Source organism: Lactonifactor longoviformis DSM 17459 (assembly GCF_900129135.1).
Lineage (GTDB): Bacteria > Bacillota > Clostridia > Lachnospirales > Lachnospiraceae > Lactonifactor > Lactonifactor longoviformis.
Genome location: NZ_FQVI01000003.1, coordinates 117,377 through 144,077 on the forward strand (window position 1 = coordinate 117,377; position 26,701 = coordinate 144,077).

General features: G+C 48.4%; 23 protein-coding genes. 21 read left to right on the forward strand and 2 right to left on the reverse strand.

From position 1 onward, the window contains the following. The first annotated feature begins 59 nt into the window (after nucleotides 1-59). The 5 genes from BUA56_RS05035 to BUA56_RS05055 all read left to right on the forward strand — a co-directional run bounded on the left by BUA56_RS05035 (nucleotide 60) and on the right by BUA56_RS05055 (nucleotide 4,872). Nucleotides 60-902 (forward strand): LysR family transcriptional regulator, encoded by an 843-nt coding sequence (locus BUA56_RS05035; protein WP_072849537.1) that lies wholly within the window; start codon nucleotides 60-62, stop codon nucleotides 900-902. Between the two features lie 207 nt (nucleotides 903-1,109). Continuing rightward, the gene (locus BUA56_RS05040) at nucleotides 1,110-2,210 is read left to right on the forward strand and encodes a TRAP transporter substrate-binding protein (RefSeq protein WP_139249464.1); all 1,101 of its coding nucleotides are present in this window, start codon (nucleotides 1,110-1,112) and stop codon (nucleotides 2,208-2,210) included. Between the two features lie 63 nt (nucleotides 2,211-2,273). Beyond that, nucleotides 2,274-2,783: a TRAP transporter small permease gene (locus tag BUA56_RS05045; protein ID WP_072849540.1), complete on the forward strand. Its 510-nt coding sequence runs from the start codon at nucleotides 2,274-2,276 to the stop codon at nucleotides 2,781-2,783. A gap of 2 nt (nucleotides 2,784-2,785) precedes the next feature. Continuing rightward, on the forward strand, nucleotides 2,786-4,054 hold the full coding sequence (locus BUA56_RS05050) for a TRAP transporter large permease (protein ID WP_103711227.1): 1,269 nt from the start codon (nucleotides 2,786-2,788) through the stop codon (nucleotides 4,052-4,054). A gap of 38 nt (nucleotides 4,055-4,092) precedes the next feature. Then, on the forward strand, nucleotides 4,093-4,872 hold the full coding sequence (locus tag BUA56_RS05055; protein ID WP_072849542.1) for an SDR family NAD(P)-dependent oxidoreductase: 780 nt from the start codon (nucleotides 4,093-4,095) through the stop codon (nucleotides 4,870-4,872). Nucleotides 4,873-4,930: 58 nt separating this feature from the next. Here the strand turns inward: BUA56_RS05055 and BUA56_RS05060 are convergent, their stop codons facing one another. Beyond that, nucleotides 4,931-5,776: a cupin domain-containing protein gene (locus BUA56_RS05060; protein ID WP_072849543.1), complete on the reverse strand. Its 846-nt coding sequence runs from the start codon at nucleotides 5,774-5,776 to the stop codon at nucleotides 4,931-4,933. 191 nt (nucleotides 5,777-5,967) lie between these two features. On the opposite strand from BUA56_RS05060, the gene BUA56_RS05065 reads away from it, so the two are divergent. The 6 genes from BUA56_RS05065 (at nucleotide 5,968) to BUA56_RS05090 (ending at nucleotide 13,835) form a co-directional block, all read left to right on the forward strand. Beyond that, nucleotides 5,968-8,799: an acetate--CoA ligase family protein gene (locus tag BUA56_RS05065; protein ID WP_072849545.1), complete on the forward strand. Its 2,832-nt coding sequence runs from the start codon at nucleotides 5,968-5,970 to the stop codon at nucleotides 8,797-8,799. A gap of 12 nt (nucleotides 8,800-8,811) precedes the next feature. Next, entirely contained in the window at nucleotides 8,812-10,041 is a 1,230-nt protein-coding gene (locus BUA56_RS05070) for a LeuA family protein (protein WP_072849546.1), read from the forward strand. Further along, nucleotides 10,038-11,018 carry a C-terminal binding protein gene (locus BUA56_RS05075; protein WP_084067674.1) on the forward strand — a complete coding sequence of 327 codons (981 nt, stop codon included), beginning with the start codon at nucleotides 10,038-10,040 and terminating at the stop codon, nucleotides 11,016-11,018. Before BUA56_RS05070 ends, BUA56_RS05075 begins: the two co-directional genes overlap by 4 nt. Nucleotides 11,019-11,198: 180 nt before the next feature. Then, nucleotides 11,199-12,131 (forward strand): penicillin-binding transpeptidase domain-containing protein, encoded by a 933-nt coding sequence (locus tag BUA56_RS05080; RefSeq protein ID WP_072849547.1) that lies wholly within the window; start codon nucleotides 11,199-11,201, stop codon nucleotides 12,129-12,131. 46 nt (nucleotides 12,132-12,177) lie between these two features. Next, on the forward strand, nucleotides 12,178-12,912 hold the full coding sequence (gene pxpB / locus BUA56_RS05085) for a 5-oxoprolinase subunit PxpB (RefSeq protein WP_072849549.1): 735 nt from the start codon (nucleotides 12,178-12,180) through the stop codon (nucleotides 12,910-12,912). Further along, on the forward strand, nucleotides 12,903-13,835 hold the full coding sequence (locus BUA56_RS05090) for a 5-oxoprolinase subunit C family protein (protein ID WP_072849550.1): 933 nt from the start codon (nucleotides 12,903-12,905) through the stop codon (nucleotides 13,833-13,835). Before pxpB ends, BUA56_RS05090 begins: the two co-directional genes overlap by 10 nt. A gap of 71 nt (nucleotides 13,836-13,906) precedes the next feature. Here BUA56_RS05090 and BUA56_RS05095 read toward each other — a convergent pair whose 3' ends face one another. Next, on the reverse strand, nucleotides 13,907-14,356 hold the full coding sequence (locus BUA56_RS05095) for an Lrp/AsnC family transcriptional regulator (protein WP_072849776.1): 450 nt from the start codon (nucleotides 14,354-14,356) through the stop codon (nucleotides 13,907-13,909). A gap of 320 nt (nucleotides 14,357-14,676) precedes the next feature. On the opposite strand from BUA56_RS05095, the gene BUA56_RS05100 reads away from it, so the two are divergent. The 10 genes from BUA56_RS05100 (at nucleotide 14,677) to BUA56_RS05145 (ending at nucleotide 26,610) form a co-directional block, all read left to right on the forward strand. Further along, complete coding sequence (locus tag BUA56_RS05100; RefSeq protein ID WP_072849551.1) at nucleotides 14,677-16,248, forward strand: IS1096 element passenger TnpR family protein; 1,572 nt, start codon at nucleotides 14,677-14,679, stop codon at nucleotides 16,246-16,248. Between the two features lie 92 nt (nucleotides 16,249-16,340). Beyond that, nucleotides 16,341-17,168, forward strand: a complete 828-nt coding sequence (locus BUA56_RS05105) for a DNA adenine methylase (protein ID WP_072849553.1) — start codon at nucleotides 16,341-16,343, stop codon at nucleotides 17,166-17,168. A gap of 70 nt (nucleotides 17,169-17,238) precedes the next feature. Beyond that, nucleotides 17,239-18,045, forward strand: coding sequence for a DNA-methyltransferase (locus BUA56_RS05110; protein ID WP_072849555.1), 807 nt, complete (start codon nucleotides 17,239-17,241; stop codon nucleotides 18,043-18,045). After that, the gene (locus tag BUA56_RS05115; protein ID WP_072849558.1) at nucleotides 18,038-18,568 is read left to right on the forward strand and encodes a hypothetical protein; all 531 of its coding nucleotides are present in this window, start codon (nucleotides 18,038-18,040) and stop codon (nucleotides 18,566-18,568) included. The genes BUA56_RS05110 and BUA56_RS05115 overlap by 8 nt, the downstream gene beginning before the upstream one ends. 410 nt (nucleotides 18,569-18,978) lie before the next feature. Further along, nucleotides 18,979-20,859: a threonine--tRNA ligase gene (gene thrS, locus BUA56_RS05120; protein WP_072849559.1), complete on the forward strand. Its 1,881-nt coding sequence runs from the start codon at nucleotides 18,979-18,981 to the stop codon at nucleotides 20,857-20,859. Between the two features lie 85 nt (nucleotides 20,860-20,944). Then, a complete protein-coding gene (locus BUA56_RS05125; RefSeq protein ID WP_072849560.1) occupies nucleotides 20,945-22,135 on the forward strand; it encodes a coenzyme F420-0:L-glutamate ligase in 1,191 nt (396 codons plus the stop codon). A gap of 20 nt (nucleotides 22,136-22,155) precedes the next feature. Continuing rightward, the gene (gene guaA, locus BUA56_RS05130; protein WP_072849561.1) at nucleotides 22,156-23,448 is read left to right on the forward strand and encodes a glutamine-hydrolyzing GMP synthase; all 1,293 of its coding nucleotides are present in this window, start codon (nucleotides 22,156-22,158) and stop codon (nucleotides 23,446-23,448) included. Between the two features lie 89 nt (nucleotides 23,449-23,537). Beyond that, nucleotides 23,538-24,458, forward strand: a complete 921-nt coding sequence (locus BUA56_RS05135) for a DMT family transporter (RefSeq protein ID WP_072849562.1) — start codon at nucleotides 23,538-23,540, stop codon at nucleotides 24,456-24,458. Nucleotides 24,459-24,536: 78 nt separating this feature from the next. Next, complete coding sequence (gene larB / locus BUA56_RS05140) at nucleotides 24,537-25,280, forward strand: nickel pincer cofactor biosynthesis protein LarB (RefSeq protein WP_072849564.1); 744 nt, start codon at nucleotides 24,537-24,539, stop codon at nucleotides 25,278-25,280. 139 nt (nucleotides 25,281-25,419) lie between these two features. Next, entirely contained in the window at nucleotides 25,420-26,610 is a 1,191-nt protein-coding gene (locus BUA56_RS05145) for a dicarboxylate/amino acid:cation symporter (RefSeq protein WP_072849565.1), read from the forward strand. Nucleotides 26,611-26,701: the final 91 nt, after the last annotated feature.

A 26,701-nucleotide genomic window follows, 5' to 3' on the forward strand; every position in this document is an offset into this window, starting at 1 on the left:
ATATTTGTAAAACAGATAATTATAATAGAAATAATTCGAAAAATGAATGGAGGAAGGCTATGGATACACAGAATCTGGAAACATTTGTAATGCTGGCTGGCGTTAAAAACTTTACACAGACGGCAGAACTGCTTTTTGTAGCACAATCAACAGTGACAAATCGTATAGCGGAGCTGGAACGGGAAGTGGGAAAGCGGCTGTTGGAGCGGGGAAAGAGGCGGATTATGCTTACCGCAGAGGGAGAGATATTTTTAACCTATGCCAAACGGATACTAACACTGGAAAAAGCATCCCTTCAGCATCTCCATTCACGGAGGGAGTTTGACAAAACATTGCGTATAGGAACAACAAATACGCTCTATGAGTCCTATTTGGAGCATAAAATTGCCGGATACCGGCAGGAACATCCCGATACAGCTATGAGAATAACCTTGGGACACTCCGGAGAGCTGCTCCGGCAGCTTCAGGATTTTGTGCTGGACATGGTTTATACGTATGTCCCTTTGAATAAAAAAGGGTATTGCTGTGAAGTGTTTCAGGAGGAAAATCTGGTTCTGGTTACTTCATCTGAAAACAGGGAATTCCAACAGGGGATCAGCAGGGAAGAACTGAGGAATGTTGATTATCTGATGTGTAACTTCATGCTGGAAGAAGTCGGGAGCTTTTTGAGAGGACTGTTTCCTCCTTATTACCAATTTTCATTTGAGATAGATAACAGTACAAAACTGATTCCATATCTCATGGAAGGAAAGGGTTACAGCTTTTTGCCGGAAAACCTGGTGCATGATTCTGTAAAAATAAATAAACTTCGAATGATACCTCTCATAGGGTTTGAAATGCCTGTTATCAAAAGCTACTGTGTTTATAGAGAAGAAGACGCTGAGGAAATATTTACCAAATGACAGAATACTGCTTTATGATTTAAGATGAAGGGAAGGAAGCCGTAAATAAACAGGGAAATAATTTTAGTAACTTTATAAAAAAGATTGACAAGGTTAGAAAAATATTATAAAATATTCATACAAAGATGAAAGCGCGCGTGAAGTAAATGAACTGTGAACGGATTTCTGGTAACCGGCGAAATTTCAAAGAAAGCAGGAGAAAAAGAGATGGGAAGAAAAAGATTTCAGATCATGGCATTGTGTATGGCGGGAAGCATGCTGTTTACCGCTTGCGGGAAAGAAAAAGCTGCGGATAAAGAAGAAACAGCTTCCGTTTCCGACACGAAGGACTCCAAAGATTCGGCTGAAGGTTCCGACACAAAGAAAGAGATTGTGATCCGTATGGGTCATACGGGGAGCGATACTTGTATGATGCAGCTCGGATATGAAACAATGAAAGAGTATATGGAAAGGGAAAGCAAAGGAAGGATCCAGGTACAGATATTTTCCGGAGGACAGCTGGGCGATGATGCCGCCCACGTAACTGCGGTGCAGAACGGAGACCTGGAGATGATAGGGATTAATAACGGATATATGACTTCATATCAGGAAAGCATGAATATCTTTTCCATGCCCTTTGCTTTCAAAAGCCAGGACGTAGCCTATGCTGTGCTGGAGGGGGATTGGGGAAAGGAAATGCTGGATTCGCTGGAAGAAGGCTGCGGATTAAAAGGATTGGGCTACATAGATTCGTTTGCATACCGGGAACTGACAGCAAATAAACCGGTGTATACCCCTGATGATTTAAAGGGGGTAAAAATCAGGGTTATGCCCACAGAGGTTCATCTTGCTATCTGGGAAGCTCTCGGCGCCCAGCCCACAGCCATTGCATTTTCAGAGTTGTATACAGCTCTACAGCAGGGTACTGTGGAGGCTCAGGAAAATCCCTTTGAAAATATTGTAACAGCACGGCTGTATGAGGTACAGAAATATGTGATGCTTACCAATCATGTATATACAACAGGTGTCGTGGTGGCAAATCCTGCATGGTATAACAGCCTGGATGATGAGGCGAAGGAAATTGTACAGGGAGCTGTGGACGCCTGCTATCAGTTCCAAAAAGAAGAGGCGGCGAAACGGGAAGCCGAGTACAAAAAGACCATTACAGAGGCCGGAGTTGAGATCATAGAACTCTCAGATGAGCAGCTGGGTGTGTTCGAAGAGGCAGCAAAACCCGCAGTGGAAAAAATTACAGATATGGTTGGAGAGGAAACCGTGAATTCCTTATATGATGCCATTGATAAGGCGGAAAAGGAATTAGGAAAATAGATAGGGAAGCAGCAGGCCGTTGATGAGTAAAATCACGGCCTGTCCGTACATAAGGAGGCCGAAATGAAACTGTTAAAATGGCTGGATAAAAATTTTGAAGAGATGTTAATTACACTTTTTATGGCGTGGTTTACCTTTTCATGTATATGGCAGGTAATTGCCCGTTTTATTTTGCAAAATTCAGTGGCGTGGACGGAGGAGACAGCAAAGTATTTATTTATCTGGATGACCTTTATCGGGGCCGCAGTTGCATCCAAAAAGAATCTGCACGTCAGAGTGGATATCCTGGAACATCTGGTGAAGGGAAGAGCCAGGAAGTATCTGGGGATTATCTGTAAAGTGATATTTATGGGATTTACGGTCATCGCTGCAGCGGTGGGCATAGTTGTCTGCCAGGGGCTGATCCGACAGCCCCAGAGCAGCCCGGTATTGGGGCTGCCAATGGTGTGGGTGTATGCGGCCCTGCCTGTAGGGATGGGGCTTACAACCCTGCGGCAGCTGCAGAATATTATTCTGGAACTCCTTGCTATGCGAAGAGGGCGGTGCAGTGAGAAGGAAAAAGGAGGTTGTTGACTATGGCAGTTTTATTTATATTGTTCTTTGGGCTTATGGCCCTGGGTGTACCGATTGCAGGGGCAATCGGGCTGGCGATCTTTCACAATTCGGCTACACTGGGGACCATGTCAGCCTCCTTTATCGGCCGTTCTCTGATTTCTTCGTTAGATAGTTTTCCTATACTGGCAGTTCCTATGTTTATACTGGCAGGAGAGATTATGGGGCAGGGAGGGATCTCCAAGAGACTGTTTAACTTTGCCAATGCATGTCTTGGATGGATGACAGGAGGCGTTGCCATAGCAACTATATTTACCTGTATGCTGTTCGGAGCTATCTCAGGTTCAGGAGTAGCGACATTTGCGGCGGTGGGACTGATCATGATCCCACTCATGGAGGCGCAGGGGTACGACAAAGGCTTTGTAACCGGGCTTACGGCATCCGCAGGGGGCCTGGGGGTTTTGATTCCCCCCAGTCTGCCTCTGGTGATGTACGGCATATCAGCCAATGAGTCCATAGGAAGTCTGTTTATGGGCGGGATACTGCCTGGCTGCGTTACAGGGCTTGCCCTTATGCTGTATGCATACTTTTTCTGCCGGCGTCATCCGGTTGACAATCAGCTGAACAACCGTATCTCTATCTGGAAAAGTGTAAAGGAAGGGTTTTGGGCCCTCCTGTGCCCTGTAATTATACTCGGAGGCATTTACGGCGGGATTTTTACTGCCACAGAGGCGGCAGCGGTTTCTGTGCTATATGGGATTTTGGTTAGTAAGTTTATATATAAGACCATACAGTTCAGGCAGCTTCCCTCATTTTTTCTGAACGCAGCAAGAACAAATGCTCCTGTTCTGCTGATTGTGACAGTTGCCACTGTGTTCGGACGTGTGCTCAGTCTGGCACAGTTTCCGACTATGGTTTCCAATGCCGTACTGGGGATCTCTGACAATCCTATTGTCATTATGCTGATCATAAATCTGCTGTTATTAGTCACCGGTATGCTGATGGACACCCTGCCGGCTATTGTAATACTGACGCCAATCCTTCTTCCAATTGCTGCAGGCATAGGGATATCGCCGCTGCATTTTGGAGTTATTATGATTGCTAATCTGGCAATCGGCTTTGTAACACCGCCAATCGGTGTCAATCTGTATACGGCGGCGGCACTGACTAAAATGCCTGTGTCCCAGGTGGCGAAGGCAGCTGTGGGACCCATCTGTGCGCTTCTGGCGGCTTTGCTGCTCATTAATATATTTCCGGCACTATCTACGTTTTTGCCGGGACTTCTGTCATAGAGTTTGGAAAAATATGAAAATAAAGGAGAGTGGAAAGAATGAATACCAAAGAGTTAACCGGTAAAGTTGCAGTGGTGACAGGTTCCGGAAGAGGCTTAGGCAGGGGCTACGCCATGCGTCTGGCTGAAGCAGGGGCGGATGTTATTATCCATGACAAAGACAGCAAAGCAGCGGCAAGATTCAAAGAAGTATCTTCTGCAGAACAGGTCGTGGAGGAGATACGCTTAAAAGGAGTGCGATCGGACTTTTATCCATGTGACATTACAGATCCGGATGCAGTCCGCAGATTCATTGACAGTATCATCCGGGATTATGGACATTTAGATATCCTGGTAAATAATGCAGGGGGTGATATCGGGGCAGTGACTCCCCGGCCGGATCCCAATGACTGCCTGGACATCAAAATAGAAGACATCCAGTCCGTAGTTTCCAGAAATCTGCTCTCCACCATGTATATGTGCAAATACGCAGGCCTGCATATGCGGGAGAGAAGGGCAGGTAAAATTATTAATATTGCCTCCATAGGCGGCCATATGGCTGCCGCGGAGGGGGTAATATACGGGGCTGCAAAGCGGGGGATTGAACAGTATACCAGATGCCTGGCGGAGCAGATGCGGCCTTATGACGTAAATGTAAACTGTCTGGCACCGGGATATGCAAAGTCGGCCCGAATCTATGCCACAAGAAAAATTGAAGAAAACGAATCCTTGTCCAGGCTGCAGCGATTTGCAGAGCCGGAAGATATGGCCGGCATAATATACTTTTTGGCATCGGGTGCGTCAGACAGGCTTACCGGAGAGACTATCGTCTGCTGGTAACACAAAAAGGGCGGTTCAGACTGTGAACCGCCCTTTTTGTGCTGTAGGCGGGAAGCTGTTATACAGAACAGTGCACCCACAGTACCGTTGTAATTTTATTAGTGGTATTGCAGTAGGAATGAGGGATGTTTGCTTTAAAACTGAAAGAGTCTCCCTGCTTGAGAATATATACTTCTGTTTCGTTCAGAACAATCCTAAGCTTACCGGAAAGTACATAGGCAAATTCCTCTCCCCGGTGATAATGGGAGCCGTTAGACTTCCCTCCGGGCTTCAGCGTGAAGATTGTGGGATGCATAACCCGCTCCTGCAGATTCGAAAGCTGCCGGCACTCCACCCCTTCAAATCCCAAATCTATAGGCAAATCCCCGTCTTTCAGGACAAGACTGCTGCCTTCATCCCCTGTTTTTGTAAAATAGATTAATGTTTCCCCGTAAAAATCCGCCAGCTTGGACAATAAATCATAGGAAGGATTCGCAAGATCATTCTCAATCTTGCTTAGATAGGAAGCGGATATGCCCATGGCGCTCCCGGCGTCCTCGAGCGTATACTGCATCCGCTCCCGGGCTTCTTTCCATTTTGCACCGGAGAAGCTGGCATCACCGGGAGCCTCCTGGGGCTCTGCAACCGGGATTCCCTGCGGACTGGCGGAGGGATCAATGAGATTAAGCAGAGGAGTCTGCTTTAAAGCGCTGGCCGAAAAATGTTCCTCCACCATGTATTTTCTTATCTTCTTTAAAGTCTCTATATCATTAAAATCATAGAACCGGTAACCGCTGGGTGTGCGTCTGGCGGTAAATAAGCCGTACTTTTCCCAGTTTCTGATAGTTGCAGCGGATACGCCTACCATAGATGCCGCATCCTTAATGTTTAACTTTATATGTGTGTGTGTGGTTTTCTCCCCCATTATAGAAAAGTTCTCCTTTCCGCCCTCTGTCTATAGCAGATGTGTACCTGCTTTATTCCTATCATATCATATTGGATGGGAAAGGAAAAGAAAAATATATTTCTTATTATTGTAAAATAGATTGACAAGGTTAAGAAAATAAAATATAATATTCATAACAAATGAGAAGGTTGTGAAAGGAGGCTACAGCAATGAGGCCATTGGTTGCAGCGGGGCGAAAGTTAAGAGTTATGGGGTTCACCTCTGGCAGCGGCAATACACTCTGGAAAGCGTGGGAGCTTCAGCAGGAACTGGAGAAGACGCTGGAAGGATGTCCGTATGAGATTATAGGTATTTTTTCGGATCAGCCGGAGTCGGCAGCTGTGAAAAGAGCGGATGACTATGGCATTAAGAAGGCGGCTATTGATATCCGGAAGTTTTATGCGGAGCGCCGCAGGCCCCTCAGAGACATGGAACTCCGCAGAGAGTATGACAGGCAGGCACGTAAGTTATATGAAGAATGGGAACCAGACATTATTATGCTTGCGGGATATGTGTGGGCAGTCACGGATGAGGTTACAGAGCGATACACTATGCTGAACGTTCATCCCGGGGATTTAACGGTAGTCAGGGACGGAAAAAGAGTTCTGGCGGGTGCGAATGGGATTAAGGCCGCGTTCCGGGAAAAGCAAAAGGTACTCTGTGCCAGCTCTCATCTGGTGACAAGTGAGGTGGACGGCGGTCCTGTACTGATTACCTCCCCGCCTGTACCTGTGGATTATCAGCTGCATGAGGACGAGGATGAGAGATTCCGGTATTATCTGAAACTGGTAAATGAGCAGAGCAGAACAACGGGCGCCCGCACACTGCTGGAACTGGCTCTGGGGCATTTCCGGCAGGATGAGCAGAACCATCTGTATTACAGGGGAAGGCCGGCCCCACAAGGGATACGTCTGGATAACTGGAATCAGTACCTGCCCTCCTGCCTCAGAAGCATGGAGGGGATGATCCGTCCGCGGAGCATTGCAGTACTTGGGGCGTCGGCAAAGCCTGGGATCGGTAAAGCAATCGTAAAAAATATAATCAGTCAGGGGTTTTCCGGCAGTCTTTATGCTGTAAATGTCAGGGGAGAGGATGCGGAGGGGGCAAAGGGATATACTTCCGTGAAAGAGATTCCCGGGGATCTGGATATGGCCGTGGCCGCGCTGCCATCCCATGCTGTGGCCGGGATAGCTGAGGAATGCGGACAAAAAGGAGTAAAATCCCTGGTGTGTATCTCTGCCGGCTTTCGTGAAACAGGGGAAGAAGGGGAGGCTAGGGAGCAGCGCCTCATGGAGATTGTACAAAAATACAGTATGTGCATGATTGGACCCAACTGCATGGGAGTTATCAACACAGATGCAGACGTATCCCTGAACGCCACAATTTTGTCCAATCCCCCGGAGGTGGGAAATGTAGCTATGATTACACAGAGCGGAGCCTTAGGTGCGGCATTTCTGGATTTTGCTGCCGACCTTGCTATTGGGTATTCTCTGGTAGTGTCCACAGGGAATCAGGCAGATATGAACGTTTGTGATTTCCTTCCCCTGGCAGAGAAAGACAAAAATACTAAGGTAATTCTGCTGTACCTGGAGGAGATCAGTGAACCGGCAAGATTCCGGAAAATTGTATCCCGCATGAAGAAACCGGTGGTGGTTATTAAGTCCGGGCGCACCCGGGCCGGAGCGGCGGCAGCCAGTTCTCATACGGGAAGTATGGCGGGAGACGATGCTATTGCAGACGCATTGCTGAAACAGGCAGGTGCTGTCAGGGCGTCTACCCTGGAGGAGGCGTTTATCCTCACAGCCGCACTGTCAAAGCTTCCTGTACTTAGAGGGAAAAGGATAGGGATTCTTTCAAACACTGGGGGGCTGGGGATATTGGCCGCGGATGCTCTTACGGAAAGGGGCTACCAACTGCCGGCCCTTCCTGAAGAATCGGCAGTCCGCCTGAAACCGATGCTGCTGCCCGAGGCATCAGTGAGAAATCCAATGGACCTGGTAGCTCCTGCATTGCCGGTACACTACAATCTGGCGGCGAAGGAGATGATACATTCCGGACTTTTTGACGCACTTCTGGTAACTTGTGTGCCGGCGGCTACTGTAGATACGGAAAGTATAGGGGAAGCAATGGCAGATACACTGCGCCAGTCTCATATTCCGGTGCTGACCTGTTTTTTTGCTCCTAATCTGGGGAAGGGTGCCAGAGAGGTTATGAGACGGAATCAGATTCCCACCTTTGATTACCCGGAACAGATGGCAGTGGTTTTGGACGGGATGCATCCCAAAACTGCCGGCGGAGAGTTTGTCTTTGAAAAAGGCAATAGGGAGGCGAGGGAGGAAACCGTAAATATACTGGCAGACTATAAGAGCGGGTATCTGAAACCTGCGGACTGTTTCCGTGTACTCCATGCCTATGGGATCCCGGCAGCAGGGTGTGGATATCTGGAGGCACCGGAAGATGCGGGACATTTGGATCTGCGTTACCCGGTAGTGGCCAAAATTGATCATCCTGACATTCTTCACAAGGCAGATGTGGGAGGGGTCAGACTGAATATTTCATCACCGGCAGAATTGCAGGAGACTGCTGAGGCATGGTTTGTGCGCTTCCCCGGGCTGCGCGGCATCCTGGTGCAGGAGCAGATAAGCGGAAAGACTGAGCTCATACTGGGAGGGGTAAAGGATCCTGCCACCGGACACGGGGTTCTGGTGGGAATGGGGGGAACAAACGTAGAAGTGACAAAAGATATAGCCTTCGGCCATGTGCCGGCAGAACGTTGCTATATAAAACAAATGATTCAAAGCCTCAGGGAATACCCGGTTCTCAAAGGATACCGGGGGGCAGAAGGGGTGGATTTGAAACAGCTGGAGGATGCTGCTGCAAGAGTTAATCAGCTGCTCCTTGACTTCCCGGAAATCGAGGAGCTGGATATTAACCCGCTGATTTTTGATGAAGCGGAAAAAAGATTCATAGGTGCAGATGCAAGAATAAAAATAAGCAGATAAGGAGGATATGGTATGGGATATCATGAAAAAGAGTGGTGGGTAAGCCCGGCAAATTATGAGAGTGAGGTTGCAGCAAAGTTTGAATTCGCGCCGAAGATAGAGATCTTGGATACTACACTTCGGGATGGAGAGCAGCAGCCCAGAGTTGTATTTTCCAGGCAGGATAAGGTAAAAATCGCTAAAAAACTGGATGCGATGGGAGTTCACCGGATTGAAGCGGGGAATGCTGTGGTATCCTCAGAGGATGCAGATGCAATTAAAGAGATCTGCAGCAGCGGTCTGAAGGCAGAGATCTACAGTTTTACCAGAAACGTTGTAAAAGATATTGAACTGGCAAAAGCCTGCGGCGTAGACGGTGTATTGTGTGAAGTACCCGGAAGTGAACACATGCTGGACAAAGGAATGAAATGGACAGTTGAGAAAGCTGTAAAGGCAGCCAGGGAAACCACCGCGGCTGCACATGAGCTGGGACTGAAGGTCACTTTCTTTCCGGCTGACGGCTCCCGGGCCAGTCTTCCGTTTCTTCTGGATACACTGGAGGCCATAACGGACGGGGGCCATCTGGATGCCGTTGCTCTGGTGGATACTTTTGGTACATTTTCACCGGAGGGGGCTGCCTATACGGTGAGAAAGCTGAAGGAGCGGCTGAACAAACCGGTAGAAGCACATTTTCATGAGGATTTTGGACTGTCGGTGGCGACCACACTTGCGGCACTTCAGGCCGGGGCATCAGTAGCCCATGTAACTGTAAATGGCATCGGAGAGCGTACAGGCAATACACCCATAGAGCCTTTAATTGTAGCTTTAAAGTGTCTTTACGGCGTAGATACAGGCATTGACACGGAAAAGATGCTGGAACTTTCCAGAGAAGTAGCGGCATTGTGCAATATGCAGATTCCGCCTACAAAGGCAATTGTGGGAGAGCAGATATTCGGATGGGAGACGGGAATGCCGGTAGGCATGTGGAAAAACTGCAGGGACGAAAATCCTCTGGTTATGCTTCCATATCTTTGGACTATGACAGGCCAGAGGGAGCCCTATATCTATACGGGAAAAAAGAGCGGGGCGGCTAATATCCTCTTGGTGGCGGAGGAGTTAGGGATTGATCTCCCTGAGGACTGTATAAAACCTTTAAATGCAAAGATAAAGGATATGGCAATTGAAAAGAAACGGGATATTACCAGGGAAGAGTTCGCGGAACTGGCAGAATCAGTAGTAAGGAGCCGGGGGAAAGAGGTATGAAAGTTTATTTTTTAGATGAACAATTTTTAAATAAAGAGGAAAAGGAACAGCTGCACGAGGCCTTTTCCCAGGCAGGAATCGAAATTACTTTCCTTTCCTGCAAAAAAAGCCAGGAGATTATAGAAAAAGCTGCCGATGCAGACGGTATATTATTAATGGCAGTACCTGTTACAGAGGAGGTTATGTCATCCCTTCCCAGGCTCAGAGTTATCGGCCGCTGCGGGATAGGGGTAGATAATGTGGACGTGGAAGCGGCAACCGGGAGAAAAATTGCTGTCTGCAATGTTCCGGATCACTGTATTTATGAGGTTGCAAGTCACGCGTTTGCCCTCATGATGTGTCTGAAACGTCAGCTGCGGCCTTTTGTAAAGCGGGCGCGTGAGGGCGGCTATGCCCAGGGAACCCAGATTCGGTGCACCCGAATCCGCGGTGAAGTTATGGGGATCGTCGGATACGGAAAGATTGGGAAAGAGCTGAGCCGTATGGCCCTGGGAATGGGAATGAAGGTTCTTGTTTATGATCCCTTTGTAACAGAGAGCGGCATGGCAGATATAGAGATGACGGACAATCTGGGATACCTGCTGGAGAAGGCAGACGCTGTTTCCTTACATACCCCCTTATTGCCGGAGACATATCACATGATAGGGGAGACACAGCTGAAAATGATGAAAAGAGATGCGGTCCTGATTAACGCGTCCCGAGGTCCCATAGTGGACACCGAAGCTCTGGTAAGAGCACTTGCGGAAGGATGGATCGCCGGTGCGGGACTGGATGTCTGTGAGGACGAACCTCTGCAGCCCGGACATGTACTGCTGGATATGGAAAATGTTATATTTACGCCCCACGTGGGCATGTATTCTGAACAGGCCATGGAAGACATGTACAGAAAGCTTTCTGTACAGACAATTGATATTCTGCAAAGGAGATGGACTTTAAATGTTGTAAATCCTGAAGTGAGAGCACGTCTTGATTTCTGAAAATACTGTAAAATCAACCTGGGAAGCACAGAGGCATAGAAGTATTTGCCTCTGTGCTTCCTTTTTCAAATAACCATTTGACGATTGGAAATTCTGTACTATAATAGAATTATATTAAGAAATTCTTAAGGGCGTTGGTATTTACTTAACAAGACACAGGTGCATATGAAGGAGACACAAATGATTAAGAAATTCGCAGTAGTGTTGGCTGCTGTTTTATGCTGCAATATTGTGGGATGCGGCAGTCGGGAAGAGGGGGAAAAGAGGACTGCAGCATCTGCGGCAGAGGACAGTGAGGGGAACACAGAACAAAAGGAAGAGATAACTATTCAGGGAAGCAGAAGCAGTGCGGCGGCTATTCCGGATCCCGTCTGGAACACTGCAGATTACAGCGGATATTTTCAGGGCGTGCAGGGATGCGCGGTGGTATTTGACTCCAAAGAAGACGAATACCAGGTATACAACGAGGAGATGTGCTACACACAGTTTTCCCCCTGCTCAACATTTAAGATCGTATCCACTCTGATTGGGCTGGAAACTGGTATTCTCACAGGGCCGGATACTACTATGGGATACGATAATACCAATTATCCGGTAAAAGCGTGGAATAAGGATCTGACTCTGCAAGAGGCATTCCAGAGTTCCTGCATCTGGTATTTCAGAAAGGTTCTGGATCAGGCAGGAACGGATGAAGTCCAGCGCCAGCTGAATGAACTGGTATATGGAAACTGTGATATTTCCCAGTGGGAGGGGAGCGGTGTGAATCCGCAGCCTCAGCTGAATGGATTCTGGCTGGAGTCCTCGCTGCTGATATCACCTATGGAGCAGGTTAACATAATGTCAGATATCATGGAGGGACGCTCAGAGTATGTCTCTGGCGAGACGGAGATTCTGAAGGAATTGATGCTGGTTCAGGAGGCGGACGGTCATAAAATATACGGGAAGACGGGAAGCGGAAATGCAGGGGACGGCTGGTTTGTAGGTTTTCAGGAATACCAGGGTAAGTATTTTTATTTTGCGTTTTATGTACGGGATGAGAATGCCGGGGGCGACGGGGATAAGGCAGAAGAGATTGGCATAAAGGTTCTGACAGAGAACCGGCAGACACAGTGACCGGAAATGAGTTTCCTTTTGGCTGGGCTTTTTTGGAGGTAAATATATGAGATGTGTACCGGCAGGGGATTGTGCCATTCTAGCAGAATTTCCACAGGAGATTAGTACTCAGACAAATGACAGGGTTCATGGGCTGGCCAGGAAGATCAGCGGCCGGCAGATTCCGGGGGTTACAGAACTGGTGCCTGCATTCTGTTCTCTGATGATTTATTATCAACCCCAGGTGGTTTCTTACGGGGAACTAAAGAAGAGGATTGAGGAGCTGGAAGAGGGAGAAGGGGAAACGGCCCAAAGAAAAAAGAGGATTCTGAAGATCCCCTGCTGTTATGGGGCACGCTTTGGCTGCGACCTTGCAGATATGGAGCAGTATATGAATCTTACCAGGGATGAAATTATTTCCATTCACAGCTCTGTGGATTATAAAATCTATATGCTGGGATTTCTGCCGGGGTTTGTCTATCTGGGCGGACTGGACAAAAGGCTGGAGATACCCAGGCTTAAGATACCCCGGATTAAGATTCAGCCGGGAGCTGTTGGCATAGGGGGAAATCAGACCGGTGTGTACCCCCTGGCATCCCCGGGGGGATGGCGGCTTCTGGGAGGCACGCCTGTGGACTTTTATAATCCGGACCGGGAGGAACCAATACTGTGCAGAGCGGGAGAATATATCCGTTTTATTCCCATAACTATTGACGACTACTACGATATCCGCCGGATGATTCAAAAGGGAAGTTATGTGGTGGAGGCAGAGGAACAGGAGGGAGAGCGCTTATGTCAGTAAAGATTCTGCTCCCGGGGCCGCTGACCACGGTCCAGGACGGGGGGAGATACGGCCGCCAGAGTGCAGGAATTCCCCCCGCGGGAGCTATGGATCAGGAAGCCTGGGAGACCGGAAATTATCTGGTGGGCAACGAACAGGGGGAGGCAGGTCTTGAATTCACCCTGTTCGGAGGCAGTACACAGTTTACTGAGGATACCGTATTTGCCCTGACAGGGGCAGACATGTGCCCCAGGCTGGACGGTCAGAGGGTTGCAATGAATGTGCCCCACCTGGCGCCTGGAGGTTCTGTACTGCATATGGATATGGCCAGAGAGGGATGCCGTACGTATCTGGCGGCGGCAGGCGGCATCACTGTACCTGCTGTCATGGGGAGCCGTTCCACCTATATAAAATGCAGCATGGGGGGATATAAGGGCCGTGCGCTGAAGGCAGGAGATATTCTGGAGGTGGGAGCAGACCAAAAAAATTTTGAAGAAGTAAAAGACAGGAAGGTTCAGCAGCGGATGTTTCCCCGGGAGATCGTTCTCCGGGTGGTAGAGGGGCCTCAGGCGCTTTACTTTACGGACAAGGGGAAAAAGACCTTTTATCACAGTGCATATACCATATCAGGGGAGAGTGACCGCATGGGGTACCGGCTGAGCGGCGGTGCGGTCGAGAGCAAAAACGGGACAGACATTATCTCGGATCCTATTCCCCTGGGCGCAGTGCAGGTCCCGGCAGAGGGCCAGCCGATTGTACTGCTGGCAGATCGCCAGACAACGGGAGGCTATGCCAAGATTGCGGTGGTGTGTTCTTTTGATATACCCAGGATTGCTCAGGGAAGGCCGGGGGATCTGGTGAGGTTTCTTCCGGTATCCATCGAAGAGGCACAGGATATGCTAAGACGGTATCGCAAAGAGTTAGCTATTATGATGAAAAAATAGAGGGCGGGAAATGGGTGGTATCAGGCAGACACAGAGGAGCGTTGCAGAGCTGACGGCAGTGCCCTCCCTGCTCAGTCGGAAGGCAGGGAGGAGTATATATTTTTTACCGTGCGAAGGACAAAATGGGTTTTTGTCTGGCGGATTCCGCCCAGGTCATTGACCCACCGGTGTACTTTCTCCAGTTCCTCAGAGGAACGGCAGGATATCTTGAGGAGAAAGTCGAATTCTCCGGTGAGATAATAGCAGGAAATAATCTTTGGGTTTCCCGCAATCCCCTCTATGAAGGATTCATTATATCTGGGATGGTCCAGACTTACTTCCATGAGTGCCGTCACACCATTGCCCACCTTGTTGTCGTCTGTGATGGCAGTATAAGAAGTGATAATTCCCATATCCTCCATCCGGTGAATCCGGTCAATAACTGTAGAAATCGATAAATGCACTTCTTTACTGATATCAGAGGCCTTCTGCCTGGCATTAGCCTTTAGCATCTCTAAAATTTTGTAATCCAGTTCATCCATAAGAAGCCCGTCCTTTCCAACGAGATCTGCCATAACTGCAGTTTTTATCTATTTTAGTATAACATCTGCAGGGACAGAAATCCATAAGAAATGTACCTCGGGCAAAAGGCCGGAACCAGACCCGCACTTGAGTGTGATATGGTTCCGGCCGAATCTTCGGAACGGAATTTTCCGCGCCGAACAGAAAAAGTAAGGCGGTAAATAATAAATTTCCTTGCACCTCAGGGCGATTCACTCTATAATAGTAATTCGCAGGTAAAGATAAGGCAGAGAGGTCTGTCTTATCTTTTGTGCGCATGTGGAAAAAAGGAGTAGAGTATATGCAGGGATATCAACTAAAGATAATCATTAAGAACAGCAAGCCGCCTATCTGGAGAAGGACGGCAGTTCCCGGGGACATCACCTTTGGGCAGCTGCACCGTGTGATACAGGCCGTGTACGGCTGGAAGGACAGTAAACCTTATATATTTGAGATTCCTCAGAAAAAGATAAAGATCGGTCCGGCAGAGGACCAGGCAATTGCCCCTTGGCTTCAGAACCATAAATGGATCCGTTATACCTACGGTTCGGAGAATGCGTGGGAACACAGAGTGGAAATAGAAAAAGAAGTGGATGATGCATTGGGTTATCCCCGGGTGGATAAATATAAAGGCGGAAATCTGCCGGAAGACTGCGGGGGGATTGCCGGGTACTATAAACTGCAGGAAAAGGGAATGGCTGGGGAAGAGGAGTACTCTCTGGAGGCGGTAAATCAGTACCTTGCCGAACACCTGGACTTTCATAAAAACAGCGGGGCTTCTGGGGAAACTGGCGAGTATACCATGGCACAGTGGCTGATGGAGGCACATCCTGAGGAGTTGGAAGAGCTGGCAGAACTGAATCATCTGGCATCTTATAAAAACCTGACTAAGGAGGAATTGACGGTACGGCTGAAAGAACTTTTGCTTAACGAGGCCCATATGTCCCAGCTTCTGCTCTATGCAGGAGCAGACGAGTACAGAGTATTCCTGGAGCTTACGGCAGGCGAGCGCGGGGGACGGGCAGATTTGAATTTTGTATATCGCTCCCGTCTTCTGAGAAGCTGCTGCATTCTTACAAGGGATACCACCCTGGTAGTGCCTGAGGAAGTGAAGGCGCTCTGCCGGAAGATTATCACTCCGGAATTTGAGGCGAAACATGAAGAGATAGAAACTTTGAGGAAATACTGCAGCAGTGCCAGCTATCTGTATGGGGTGACCCCTGTTTCTCTTCTGACTAAATTATACAATCAATATGAAGGAACCCGGCTTACGGAAGAAATCATGGGAACCCGGTGCATGGAACTGATGAATAACGGAGGGACTGTCACGGTAATCAATGATTCTATTGTGGCAAATGAGCTGCTGGAGCAGGACGCCTACCGAATGCTTTTGCTGCTTCAGGGGACAAAACCCTACTATATCCCCCCGGTTCGGGGACTCTTTCTTCAGTACGGCGTACTTTACGGGGAAGCCCCGGATCAAAACGGAAGGGAACTTATCCGGTATGTGAGGGAAGAGCTGGACGCAGGACAGGCCCAGGCAAACAGCTATTTTTACGAAGTCCAGGCACTGATACATAAAAATTATGAGATGGAAGATCTCATTGCAGCGGCCGCCAAGTATAATATTACTCCCGGCACAAAGGAACAGCTGGCTGGTCTGTCAGAAAGACTCCGCAGTGTCTGGAACCATACCAGGCGTCTGGGGGATCGGGGATACACCCCTCTGGAGCTGGAAATACTTCAGAAAAAAACAGCGCTTTCGTCCGGAGCCGGCAAGCCGGGGCCGGTACAGAAGAGTCAGAAAATCTATCCCAACGATCCATGCCCCTGCGGAAGCGGCAGGAAATACAAAAAGTGCTGCGGCAGGTAGCTGCCCCTATTATATTTTATATTTGAAAAATCTCAGCTTTTTCCTTATAATAGAGAAGTTAGGACTAAGTAATATAGAAAGTTGGAAGAGCCATGAGCCATTCAAGTACACAGCCCTTTGTAAAATGGGCAGGGGGAAAAAGACAATTATTAGAGAAATTAAGATCACGGATGCCGTCTGCCTGCAAAAAGTACTACGAACCCTTTGTAGGAGGAGGGGCGCTGCTCTTTGACAGCAAGCCCGAACAGGCATTTATCAATGACATCAACCGTGAATTGATGCATACCTACGAGGCGATCCGGGACTCCAGGGATGAATTTATCAGCCGGATGGAAGAGATGGATCGTGTCACCTGTACTAAGGAGTTTTATTACAAGACCAGAGGGCGCTACAATGAAAAGCTTTCCGGCGGTGAGTATGATGTAGAGATGGCAGTTCTGTTTGTGTATCTGAATAAGCACTGCTTTAATGGGCTGTACCGGGTGAATGCTAAGGGGTTGTTTAACGTACCCTGGAATCAGAAGATTTCGGGCAAATCCATTGATATTGAAAATATAAAAGGGGTTTCTTATTATCTGCAGAACGTGACCATTACCTGCCAGGACTTTGAGACAGCACTGGAAGGGGCAGAGGCTCAGGACTTTATTTATCTGGACAGCCCCTATGCGCCGCTGAATCCCACTTCGTTTGAAGCATACACCAAGGAAGGATTTACCATTGAAGAGCACAGGCGGCTGGCAGAAGTCTTCCGCAGACTCACGGATAAAGGCTGCTACTGTATGCTGACCAATCACAATACGGAGCTGATTCATGAATTATACGACGGGTTTTTCATGGAAGAGATTGATGTGAGGCGAGCCATTAATTCCAATGCCAGCAAGCGGGTCGGCAAGGAATTGATTATACGTAATTATCGGTAAAGCAGACAGCGGGCAAATAACGATTCAACGGGCAGGCTTGGACATGTCCGGACAGAGAAGGAGAGTGGGGATGGACAAACTGTTTCGCTCCAGTTTAAAACCAATTTATACAGAAGAACATATCATGCTGTATCAGGCAGACAGCCTGGAACTGCTGAAAAAGGGAATACCAGAGTCTGTGGATATGATTTTTGCAGATCCCCCTTATTTTCTCAGCAATGACGGAATTACCTGCAAGGGCGGTAAAATGGTATCTGTGAATAAAGGAAAATGGGATCAGTGTGATTCTGTTATGGACAAACACAATTTTAACCGCAGATGGATTCGATCCTGTAAAAAAATGCTGAAGGAAAACGGGAGTATCTGGATATCAGGGACTCTTCACAATATTTATTCCATCGGCATGGCGCTGGAGCAGGAGGGATTTAAAATCATTAATAATATTACCTGGCAGAAAACGAACCCGCCGCCGAACCTGGCATGCCGGTGCTTCACCCACTCCACAGAGACCATTCTCTGGGCGCAGAAGAATGAAAAAAAGGCCCGTCATCTCTTTAATTATGACGACATGAAGGAAATGAACGGGGGAAAGCAGATGAAGGATGTCTGGACAGGAAGCCTGACGAAGCCCTCTGAGAAGACATTCGGAAAGCATCCGACCCAGAAACCGGAGTATCTGCTGGAGCGCATAATACTTGCCTCAACCAAACCGGGAGATATGGTATTGGATCCGTTCTGCGGTTCCGGAACTACCGGAGTGGCCGCCAAGCGTCTGGGCCGCAGGTTCATCGGACTGGAACGGGAAGAGGAGTATCTGAGAATCAGCGAGAAGCGTCTGGAGGCAGCCAGGGAGAGGCAGGAGGACGGCCATGAGTAAAAAGATTACATTCTGGTTACTGGCAGTGAGTATGTTCTGCCTGCTGGCCGGGTGTCAGGGGAAGGAAGAGAAGACCAGAGAATATATAAATAAGGGGAATACATTTTCCGTCACAGTCCCGGGGGAATGGAAGATAACAGAGACAAATAATGAGGACCACCTGGTGCTGGACAACGAGGACCAGTCTCTAAGTATCCTGATACAGCGTTTTCCCCAGGAAGGGCTGGAGGAAGAAGACGGCAGCGGACTGGAGGACTTTATGACAGCGTATAAAAGTCAGGTGATCCCGGACCTGGCGGCGGCAGGACCAGAGTCGGAAGGGGATGCAGCGCTGGAGGAAATGAAGCATGCCAGAGAAGAGGAATATAAGATGACCCAATCAGGCAAAGTCTTCAAGGCTTATATCTTATATGTGGAATCTGATGTGGCATATTACAGTGTGGCAGTCACAGGAACCCGGGAATCTTACGATCCGGATATTGATAAGCTGAAAACAGCAGTAAAAACATTGAGAGAGCTATAATTACCGGGTTGACTTAAGAATAAAAAGTGATATAATGATCCCAGAATATAAGAAAAGCTATGAAGGAAAGAGTAACTCATAGGATGCATACAGAGAGAGCGGCACATCGGTGGAAGCTGCTTATGCAAAATATCAGTGAAGACCACTCCTGGATGTTCTGCAGGATGCAGAAGATCAGCTGCGTATGAATACAGAAGTTTTCTGTTAAGTATGGCCGTATGCCTGCGTTAAAGGCTAGGATTTGATGGAATCCGAAAGTGAAAAGTTAAGGTGGAACCGTGCATTTCGTAATAGTATGCACCCTTAGAACTGTACAATTGTGCAGCTCTAAGGGTGCTTTTCTTATATCGGTAACGTGTCTTTCTGCGCAGAGGGCAGTTCAAAAATAAAAGAATAGGAGACAGTATAGTATGAGGATAACATTAAAAGACGGAACTGTAAAAGTATATGAGGGGCCGGTGACACTTGAAGCGCTGGCCGGGGATCTTTCAGAGAGGCTGAGACAGCATGCAGTGGCAGGGCTGGTAGACGGAACACTGACAGATCTGAGAGAAGTGCTGACTGCAGACTGCAGTGTGGAGATCCTGACGTTTCAGGATGAGAGGGGCAGGGAGGTCTTCCGCCATACCACCGCACATATTCTGGCGCAGGCAGTGAAGCGGCTGTATCCGGAGACTAAGCTGGCCATTGGGCCTGCCATCGCGGATGGCTTTTATTATGATTTTGACAGAGAAGTCCCCTTTTCCCAGGAAGAGCTTATGCTGCTGGAAAAGGAAATGCAGAGGATTGTAAAGGAAGGGTATAAGATCACACGATTTACCCTTACCAGGGAGGAAGCGCTTCAGCTGGCAGCAGCCCGGGGAGAAGACTATAAAAAGGAACTGATAGAGGAGCTCCCGGAGGGAGAACCTATCCGTTTTTATCAGCAGGGGGAATATGTTGACTTGTGCGCAGGCCCTCATCTGATGAGCGTAGCACCCGTAAAAGCCTTCCATCTGACAAAAGTGGCAGGAGCTTATTGGAGAGGCAGCGAGAAGAACAAGATGCTCACCAGAATCTATGGCACTTCATTTCCCAAAAAAGCAGAGCTGAAGGCGTATCTGGAACAGATGGAGGAGGCAAAGAAAAGAGATCACAGAAAATTGGGGAAAGAATTAGGACTTTTTACATTTATGGAGGAAGGACCGGGATTTCCATTCTTTCTGCCAAAGGGAATGGTATTGAAGAATGTGCTTCTTGACTATTGGAGAGACATCCACCGAAGGGAAGGGTATGTGGAAATATCTACCCCTGTGATGCTGAACAAAAGCCTCTGGGAAACATCGGGCCATTGGGAACACTATAAGGAAAATATGTATACTACAACGATTGATGACGAGGAGTACGCCATCAAACCTATGAATTGTCCGGGAGGTATGCTGGTCTATCAGTCAGAGCCCCGTTCCTACCGGGATCTTCCTATGCGGATTGGTGAGCTGGGACTGGTACACCGCCATGAGAAATCAGGTGCTCTCCACGGCCTGATGCGGGTGCGGTGTTTTACCCAGGATGATGCCCATATTTTTATGACAAAAGATCAGATCCTGCCGGAGATAAAGGGAGTAGTCCGCCTGATTGATCAGGTATATTCCCAATTTGGATTCAAATATCATGTGGAGCTTTCTACAAGGCCAGAGGACAGTATGGGAAGTGATGAGGACTGGGAGGATGCTACCAGGGGGCTGGAAAGGGCCCTGGAGGAGATGGAGATTCCCTACCAGGTAAATGAGGGGGACGGGGCTTTTTATGGGCCGAAGATTGACTTTCATCTGGAAGACTCAATCGGGAGAACATGGCAGTGCGGTACCATACAGCTGGACTTTCAGCTGCCTTTGCGGTTTCAGGCAGAATACACGGGGGAGGATGGACAGAAGCACCGTCCCATTATGATTCACAGGGTGGTGTTTGGCTCTGTGGAGCGTTTTATAGGGATTCTCACAGAGCACTTTGCAGGAAAATTTCCTTTCTGGCTGTCACCGGTGCAGGTGAAGATTCTCCCGGTATCCAGAAAACACAGTGCTTATGCCGGGAATATTCTGGAGCAGCTTAAAAACCATGGCCTCCGGGCAAAGATGGATCTGAGGGATGAAAAGATAGGTTATAAGATCAGAGAGGCCCAGCTGGAAAAGATTCCGTATATGATAGTTGTGGGAGAGCGTGAGGAAACAGACAGAACTATAGCGCTTAGAAGCAGGGAGGAAGGAGACCTGGGACGTATGACGCTGGAGGAGTTCCTGGAACGCAGCCTATAATCCGACAAGAAAATCCTTTTACTTCACCCGGGTTTATATTATAATTAGTCTGTATGTTAAAATAAATATAGGGAGAGGTTTTTCTATGGAACGAAAAGTAGGAACCATCTCAAGAGGAATCCGCTGCCCGATTATCCGGGAAGGGGATCCCCTTGGTGATATTGTAGTAAAGAGCGTACTGGACGCAGGAGAGAGTGAAGGATTTTCCCTGAGAGACAGGGATGTGATTGCCGTGACAGAATCTGTGGTTGCCCGTTCTCAGGGAAACTATGCTTCTGTGGAGGCCATTGCAGAGGATGTAAGGCAGAAGCTGGGAGGAAAAACGATAGGAGTCATCTTCCCTATCTTATCCAGAAACCGTTTTGCGGTATGTCTGAAGGGGATTGCAAAAGGGGCGGAAAAAGTAGTCCTTATGCTGAGTTATCCCAGTGATGAAGTAGGGAATGAACTGGTATCTCTGGACAAGCTGGATGAGGCCGGCGTAAATCCCTACAGTGATGTGCTGACACTGGAACAGTACAGAGAGCTGTTTGGAGAGAACAAGCATCCTTTCACAGGCGTTGACTATGTGGCATATTACAGTGAGATTATCCGGGAGGCCGGGGCACAGGTGGAGGTGATCTTTGCCAACAATCCAAAAGAGATTTTATCTTATGCAGACAGTGTTCTGTGCTGTGACATTCATTCCCGGGAGCGTACCAAACGAATTCTCAGACAGGCTGGGGCAAAGGCTGTGTGCGGTCTGGATGACATTCTTACGGCGCCGGTGGATGGAAGCGGCTGTAATGAGAGATACGGACTTTTGGGCTCTAATAAATCAACAGAAGATACCGTAAAACTGTTCCCCAGAGAGTGTAAGAGTCTGGTAGAAGAGATACAGGACAAGGTTCTCAAAGCAACAGGCAAATGTGTGGAGGTTATGGTATATGGTGACGGAGCCTTCAAGGATCCCGTAGGAAAGATATGGGAACTGGCGGATCCCTGTGTCTCCGTAGCCCACACACCTGGTCTTGAGGGAACCCCGAATGAAGTAAAACTAAAATATCTGGCAGACAATGATTTCAGGGAACTGTCCGGGGAGGCCCTGAAGGAAGCTATATCCGGGAGGATCAAAGAAAAGGGCGATAATCTTGTGGGAGATATGGCGTCTCAGGGAACCACACCCAGACGTCTTACGGATCTCATAGGTTCTCTCTGTGATTTGACCAGCGGCTCAGGGGATAAAGGTACCCCCGTAATTCTGGTACAGGGTTACTTTGACAATTTTACGAATTAGGATAAGGAGATAAATTAGGGATGAAACAGGATATGATAGTTATCTTAGACTTGGGAAGCACAGAGAATACCACACTTGCGAGGGCTATCCGTGACCTGGGGGTGTACAGCGAGATTCACCCTCATGATATCACTGCCCGTGAGCTCAAGGAGCTGGAAAATGTAAAAGGCATTATACTGAACGGCGGTGAAAACCGGGTGGTGGACGGCCAGGCCATTGACGTGCTGCCAGAGATTTACGGCTGCGGATATCCGGTTGCTGCCATTGATCACCAGGCAGCACAGTGTGAGACAAAGCTGGAAGCACTGCCGGATACAAACTGGCTGAAAGAATTTTTGTTCAACGTCTGCAAAGCAGAGCCTAACTGGAATATGAAGAACTTTGTGGAGGATCAGGTGGAACTGGTACGGCGCCAGGTGGGGGACAAAAAGGTATTGCTTGCACTCTCCGGCGGGGTGGATTCTTCTGTTGTGGCGGCCCTTCTTCTCAAGGCCATCGGACAGCAGCTTGTGTGTGTCCATGTAAACCACGGTCTTATGAGAAAAGGGGAATCTGAAAGCGTTGTCTCCGTCTTCCGGGATCAGCTGAGCGCTAACCTTGTATACGTAGATGCCACTGAGCGGTTCCTTGGAAAACTGGCCGGTGTTGCAGATCCTGAGGAGAAAAGAAAAATTATCGGAAGCGAATTCATCCGTGTCTTTGAAGAAGAGGCCAGAAAACAAGAGGGAATTGACTTCCTGGGGCAGGGGACCATTTATCCGGATATTATAGAAAGCGGTACCAAAACCGCAAAAATGGTGAAGTCACACCACAATGTGGGCGGTCTGCCGGAAGATATGAAATTTGAGCTGGTAGAACCCCTGAAACAGCTTTTTAAGGACGAGGTGCGCGCCTGCGGCCTGGAGCTGGGGCTTCCTGACTCCATGGTCTTCCGTCAGCCGTTCCCCGGACCGGGACTGGGCGTGCGGTGTCTGGGCGCTATCACCAGAGAGCGTCTGGAGGCTGTCCGGGAAGCAGATGCGATTCTACGGGAGGAGTTTGAAAACGCAGGCCTGAACAAAAAAGTATGGCAGTACTTTACCATAGTTCCGGACTTCAAGTCTGTGGGAGTAAAGGATAATGCCAGATGCTTTGAGTACCCAGTGATTATCCGTGCAGTGAATACTGTGGATGCCATGACAGCTACCATAGAACAGGTAGAGTGGCCGGTGCTTCTGAGGATTACAGACCGTATCCTGAAGGAAGTGGAGAATGTAAACAGAGTCTGCTATGATCTTTCTCCCAAGCCCACAGCCACTATAGAGTGGGAATAAGGCCTGATATGGCTGATTAATAAGAAAACCGGGGCCGGCTGGAATGTTTTCCTGCCGGTCCCTTTGATACAGCAAATTCCGGAGGTGCTATGTATTCCAGTCTAAAAACGTATCTAATTTTGTTTGGCGGTGTTTTTGCACTGTCGACGTCAGCTATTTTTGTTAAAATAGCGAATGCTCCTTCATCCGTCACCGCATTTTACCGCCTTTTCATTGCCGCAGCGGCGCTTATGCCTGCTCTTCTGTGCATCCCCAAAAGCCGGGGGGAAATCAAAAAGCTCCAAACGAAACAATGGGTACAGATTCTGTCCGCGGGTTTATTGCTGGCTCTGCACTATGTGCTTTGGTTTGAATCCCTGAACTTCACGTCTGTTGCAAGCTCCACGGTTCTTGTGTGCCTGCAGCCCCTGTACTCTCTTGCGCTGGAACGGTTTATAGGCAAAAAGAAAATAAAATCCTCTGCGCTGGCCGGCTGTGTAATTGCTTTATGCGGCTGTTTCATCATAGGATTCGGCGATTTTAGAATCGATGGGAAAAACCTGCTGGGGGATGTATTGGCACTAGTAGCAGCAGGAGTGATATCGCTGTACTTTTTTGTGGGGGAAAATGTCAGAAAAGATATTTCTGCCGTTACTTACTCTACGCTAAGCTACTCTTTCAGTGCGGTCCTTCTGGCTGCGTATATTCTAATCCGGAAGGAATCCTTCTGGGGTTATACGGGACAGACATGGCAGGCCTTTCTTGGTCTGGCCTTGATTTCAACGATTGGCGGGCAGTTTGTATTTAATCTTCTGTTAAAAAATGTACCGGCCTCTGCCGTAACAATGAGCATTCTCGGAGAACCTGTAGGCACCTGTATCCTGGCTTATCTGATACTCCATGAAGTTATGATACTTCAGCAATTTGTTGGTATACTAGTAATAATGCTTGGAATGCTTGTGTTCTTTTTTCCCAAACCGGCTAAGAAGCGTGAAACCCTTAAAAATGGGCTGTCTAAAGGAAAAGAATAGTGGACACCTTTGAGAAGAAATGATACTATCTTACCAGATAAACCAAGAAGAAAAATATGTGAAAAAGAGGGAATTATCATGGATATACAAAATCTATTAGAGCAGGTAAAAGCGGGAAAAATGGAGATTTCCCAGGCGGAGGCGCTGCTGAAGAAGCTGCCCTACGAAGAGCTGGGATTTGCCAAGCTGGATCACCACAGAAAAGCCAGATCAGGATTTGAGGAAGTGATTTTCTGCCAGGGGAAGCAGACACAGCACCTGGTGGAGATTTATAAGCATTTTTATGAACATGATTCTAATGTACTGGGAACAAGGGCTTCCAGAGAACAGTATGAGGCAGTGAAAGAGGTGCTGCCTATGGCGCAGTATGATGAAATGTCAAAGGTTCTTTCTATATACAGCAAAGAGCGGGAACTGACGGGATGCGTGGCGGTCTGTACCGGAGGCACTTCAGATATTCCCGTGGCAGAAGAGGCAGCTCAGACCGCAGAATTCTTTGGGGCAAAGGTAAAACGGATCTACGACGTGGGGGTTGCGGGGATACACCGTCTTCTGTCCAAAGTGGATGTGATAGAGGATGCCAACTGCATCATAGCGGTAGCCGGTATGGAGGGGGCCCTGGCAGGAGTGGTGGCAGGCCTGGTGGACAAACCCGTGATAGCAGTTCCTACCTCAGTGGGGTACGGAGCTAATTTCGGAGGGCTCTCGGCTCTTCTAACCATGCTGAACAGCTGTGCCGAGGGGATTGCCGTGGTAAATATTGACAATGGCTTCGGTGCGGGATATATGGCAACACAGATAAACCGCCTGGCTGAGCGTTAAAGACAGGAAATAGGCGGAAGAACGCACCGCTTCAGCGGAGAGCCATACTATAATAACAGAAAAAGAAAGTGTTGCCAAAGGAGAGATACTGTATTAAAATAGTGCAGTATCTAAAAGAAGTAGAAAAAGGGGGAAACCTATGCGTAAATTATGGAACAGCCTGCCTTTCCGCTTGCTGCTGGGCGTTGCGGCCGGTATTATCATTGGATTAATTGCCAATGAGAGTTTTATGAATGTCATTGTCACTGTAAAATATGTGCTGGGGCAGGTGATTACCTTCTGTGTGCCTCTGATCATTATTGGCTTTATTGCACCGTCTATTACCAAACTTGGAAGCAACGCTTCCAGAATGCTGGGAATTGCTCTTGTGATCGCTTATGTGTCATCCATAGGGGCAGCCCTGTTTGCGGCGGCGGCAGGCTATGGGATAATCCCGCATCTGTCAATCGTATCTACGGTAGATGGGTTAAAGGAACTTCCGGAGGTGATTTTCCAGCTGGAGATTCCGCAGATTATGAGCGTTATGAGCGCCCTTGTATTTTCTGTAATGATAGGTCTGGCGGCTGCATGGACAAAGGCAAACTATATTACAGGGGTTTTGAATGAATTTCAGCAGATTGTGCTTCAGATTGTTACCAGAGTAATTATTCCTATTCTGCCGTTTTTTATTGCATCTACATTCTGCGGGCTTGCCTACGAGGGAACCATTACCAGACAGCTGCCTGTATTTATCAAAGTCATTTTGATTGTTATGCTGGGGCATTACCTCTGGCTGGCTCTGCTGTATCTCCTTGCGGGCCTGTATTCGGGGAAAAGTCCGTGGGAAGTGCTTAAATATTATGGTCCCGCGTATCTCACCGCTGTGGGAACTATGTCATCGGCAGCCACGCTGGCAGTGGCATTAAACGGAGCCAGAAAGTCCAGGGTGCTGCGCAGGGATATGGTAGACTTCGGAATTCCCTTGTTTGCCAACATCCATCTCTGCGGGTCCGTACTTACTGAGGTATTCTTTGTCATGACCGTATCCCAGATCCTGTACGGCTCACTGCCCTCCCCCGGAACGATGGTACTGTTCTGCCTGCTTCTGGGGGTATTCGCCATCGGTGCGCCTGGGGTGCCGGGAGGCACTGTTATGGCTTCCCTGGGACTGATTACCGGTATCCTTCTCTTTGACGAGACAGGAACCGCACTGATGCTCACGATATTTGCACTCCAGGACAGCTTTGGAACTGCCTGCAATGTGACCGGAGACGGTGCCCTCACTCTTATGCTTACGGGGTATGTAGAAAAGCATAAGGTAGAGGAGCAGAAACTGGAAGTTAAATTATAGAATCAGGATAACAGAGTACCTGCCGAAAGAACTGCCGGCGGGTACTCTTTTTTTGGGAACATATATTATAGAAGATAAAATTCCGGCAACT

Coding starts and splice junctions, on each gene's coding strand:
- BUA56_RS05145 (WP_072849565.1), top strand. CDS start 25,420: ATGCGTAAATTATGGAACAGCCTGCCTTTCCGCTTGCTGCTGGGCGTT.
- BUA56_RS05105 (WP_072849553.1), top strand. CDS start 16,341: ATGAGCCATTCAAGTACACAGCCCTTTGTAAAATGGGCAGGGGGAAAA.
- BUA56_RS05075 (WP_084067674.1), top strand. CDS start 10,038: ATGAAAGTTTATTTTTTAGATGAACAATTTTTAAATAAAGAGGAAAAG.
- BUA56_RS05090 (WP_072849550.1), top strand. CDS start 12,903: ATGTCAGTAAAGATTCTGCTCCCGGGGCCGCTGACCACGGTCCAGGAC.
- BUA56_RS05065 (WP_072849545.1), top strand. CDS start 5,968: ATGAGGCCATTGGTTGCAGCGGGGCGAAAGTTAAGAGTTATGGGGTTC.
- BUA56_RS05050 (WP_103711227.1), top strand. CDS start 2,786: ATGGCAGTTTTATTTATATTGTTCTTTGGGCTTATGGCCCTGGGTGTA.
- thrS (WP_072849559.1), top strand. CDS start 18,979: ATGAGGATAACATTAAAAGACGGAACTGTAAAAGTATATGAGGGGCCG.
- BUA56_RS05045 (WP_072849540.1), top strand. CDS start 2,274: ATGAAACTGTTAAAATGGCTGGATAAAAATTTTGAAGAGATGTTAATT.
- BUA56_RS05110 (WP_072849555.1), top strand. CDS start 17,239: ATGGACAAACTGTTTCGCTCCAGTTTAAAACCAATTTATACAGAAGAA.
- BUA56_RS05100 (WP_072849551.1), top strand. CDS start 14,677: ATGCAGGGATATCAACTAAAGATAATCATTAAGAACAGCAAGCCGCCT.
- BUA56_RS05055 (WP_072849542.1), top strand. CDS start 4,093: ATGAATACCAAAGAGTTAACCGGTAAAGTTGCAGTGGTGACAGGTTCC.
- BUA56_RS05040 (WP_139249464.1), top strand. CDS start 1,110: ATGGGAAGAAAAAGATTTCAGATCATGGCATTGTGTATGGCGGGAAGC.
- BUA56_RS05035 (WP_072849537.1), top strand. CDS start 60: ATGGATACACAGAATCTGGAAACATTTGTAATGCTGGCTGGCGTTAAA.
- larB (WP_072849564.1), top strand. CDS start 24,537: ATGGATATACAAAATCTATTAGAGCAGGTAAAAGCGGGAAAAATGGAG.
- BUA56_RS05095 (WP_072849776.1), bottom strand. CDS start 14,356: ATGGATGAACTGGATTACAAAATTTTAGAGATGCTAAAGGCTAATGCC.
- BUA56_RS05135 (WP_072849562.1), top strand. CDS start 23,538: ATGTATTCCAGTCTAAAAACGTATCTAATTTTGTTTGGCGGTGTTTTT.
- BUA56_RS05080 (WP_072849547.1), top strand. CDS start 11,199: ATGATTAAGAAATTCGCAGTAGTGTTGGCTGCTGTTTTATGCTGCAAT.
- BUA56_RS05070 (WP_072849546.1), top strand. CDS start 8,812: ATGGGATATCATGAAAAAGAGTGGTGGGTAAGCCCGGCAAATTATGAG.
- guaA (WP_072849561.1), top strand. CDS start 22,156: ATGAAACAGGATATGATAGTTATCTTAGACTTGGGAAGCACAGAGAAT.
- BUA56_RS05125 (WP_072849560.1), top strand. CDS start 20,945: ATGGAACGAAAAGTAGGAACCATCTCAAGAGGAATCCGCTGCCCGATT.
- BUA56_RS05060 (WP_072849543.1), bottom strand. CDS start 5,776: ATGGGGGAGAAAACCACACACACACATATAAAGTTAAACATTAAGGAT.
- BUA56_RS05115 (WP_072849558.1), top strand. CDS start 18,038: ATGAGTAAAAAGATTACATTCTGGTTACTGGCAGTGAGTATGTTCTGC.
- pxpB (WP_072849549.1), top strand. CDS start 12,178: ATGAGATGTGTACCGGCAGGGGATTGTGCCATTCTAGCAGAATTTCCA.